2 protein-coding genes are annotated in these 1,998 nt (G+C 36.2%); one reads left to right on the top strand and one right to left on the bottom strand.

Annotated elements, in window-relative coordinates; all coding sequences use genetic code 11:
* Positions 1-207 precede the first annotated feature (207 nt).
* Positions 208-1,338 carry an extracellular solute-binding protein gene (locus IQ228_RS25350; protein ID WP_193964909.1) on the top strand — a complete coding sequence of 377 codons (1,131 nt, stop codon included), beginning with the start codon at positions 208-210 and terminating at the stop codon, positions 1,336-1,338.
* Here IQ228_RS25350 and IQ228_RS25345 read toward each other — a convergent pair.
* Positions 1,335-1,868 carry a hypothetical protein gene (locus IQ228_RS25345; protein ID WP_193964907.1) on the bottom strand — a complete coding sequence of 178 codons (534 nt, stop codon included), beginning with the start codon at positions 1,866-1,868 and terminating at the stop codon, positions 1,335-1,337. The two genes, IQ228_RS25350 and IQ228_RS25345, sit on opposite strands and share 4 nt — an antisense overlap.
* Positions 1,869-1,998: the final 130 nt, after the last annotated feature.

Below are 1,998 nucleotides of genomic sequence, written 5' to 3'. Positions count from 1 at the left end.
AGAGACGGGATTAGGGGTGGGGTCTTTTTTTAAGTCAGGTTGGCATTAAAAATTGTCGTTATGACAAGGGAACAGAGAACTCCAGAAGAGGTTTTGGTTTTGGGCAACTTTACTTTTCGTTATATATTACTCTTATGAGAAGCCGCTCCGCGTCTACGGTTTTTTCCCGTTCACCTACTTATCAGCCGTAATTATACATATAGAACTATGGACAGACGATCTTTTTTATTAGGTACAAGTATCTTAGCACTTTCTCAGGCGATCGCCGGCTGCGGAACAAACCAGCAACCACTCTTAAATGTCCAATTATTAAAAAATTCTATCCCCGGTCAGGTAGTTAATCAGTTTCGGAAAACCGTCACTCAAGGGGGTAAATTAAAATTTACCCCAATTAATCAGTTGGAGGATTTATTCAAATTATTACAAACTTGGCAACAACCACCAACTAATAATCAGCAACAATGGACTCGTTATTTACCATTCAATCAAAATCAAAAATCACCAACTGCCAATTTAATCACATTGGGAGATTATTGGTTACAAGCAGCAATTGATCAAAAATTAATTCAACCATTAGCAACAGCAAATATCAAAAATCTAGTTAACCTCAATCAAAAATGGCAACAGATAATTAAGCATGACCAAGAGGGTAAAATTTGGGGCGTTCCTTATCGGTGGGGGAATACAGTAATTATTTATAATCAAGAAAAGTTTCAACAATTGGGTTGGACACCAACAGATTGGAGTGATTTATGGCGGAGTGAATTGCAAAATCGCATTTCTTTACTAAATCATCCCAGAGAAGTCATTGGTTTAGTTTTGAAGAAATTAGGAAAATCTTATAATACAGACAATATCAATCAAATCTCTGCCTTAGAAACGGAATTAAAAGCATTAAATCAACAAGTCAAATTCTATGATTCTAAAAACTATCTAGAACCACTAATTATTGGGGACACTTGGTTAGCAGTTGGTTGGTCTGATGATATTATCCCCATCATCAATCGTTATCCAAAATTTGCCGCAGTTGTCCCCAAATCGGGAACAGCAATTTGGGCTGATTTATGGGTAAGTCCCACAGGTGTTAATAATGACAGTTTAGCATACCAATGGCTAGATTTTTGTTTACAACCCAATACATCTAAACAAATTGCCCTACTAACTAAAAGCAATTCTCCCATTGACAAGACTATGGTTAATGGGGATATTCAGAAGCAGTTACAGAATTTATTATTAACTGATTCAGAAACTTTTGCCAAAAGTGAATTTTTACTGCCTTTCCTTCCAGCAGTGATGAAAGATTACGAAGATTTATTTATGAAGATTAAAAAATCCTAATTTGACAAAGCAAAACTGAAACCGATTTGACTTCGATGATTCATCTGAAGCCGACAGGAAGCAGGACTTTGAGAAAAATTGCAGGTGTACGTTGCTAAAGCTTCTTTCTGGTAGTTAAAAATTCGGATATTGTAACCAAATTTACTAGCTAGGCTACCTAAACGATTCACAAAAACATACTTACCAAAATAGTCTAATAAGCCCCAAATTTGCTGATTAACAATTAAATCTGCCCGGGGTGGTTCTGTTTGCGAGGGTGGGTAAACTATCCAATTATCTAAAAGTTGTTTTTCCGAGTTTTCCTTAGCCCACCATAAACTAGGAACTGTTAATTTTTGGGGATCAATAGTTTTAGCTGTGATGATATTATCCTTTGGTTGGGTAAGTAAATCTAGCTGCAAAGGTGCATCAGAGGGGAGAAACATATTTTCTGCTTTTGATGGGAGAATGAGTAAAAGCGAAGCAGTAAAAAATCCCATTGCTAATAATAACAGTGGTTTTTTACGGACAAATAACATATTGTTAGTCATAGCTTTAATACTTGATATTTATTTCCCACAATGTTCATGATTCAATCGAGAAAATCCTGATTGAAATATAAAAATTTTATGGAGTCAGGAGTCAGGAGTCAGGAGTAGGGGAAGTAGGGGGAGTAGGGGG

The organism is Dolichospermum sp. LEGE 00246 (assembly GCF_015207865.1).
Classification (GTDB): domain Bacteria; phylum Cyanobacteriota; class Cyanobacteriia; order Cyanobacteriales; family Nostocaceae; genus Dolichospermum; species Dolichospermum heterosporum.
Note: the sequence above shows the minus strand (reverse complement) of the source record. Positions and strands in the feature narration are given on the sequence as shown.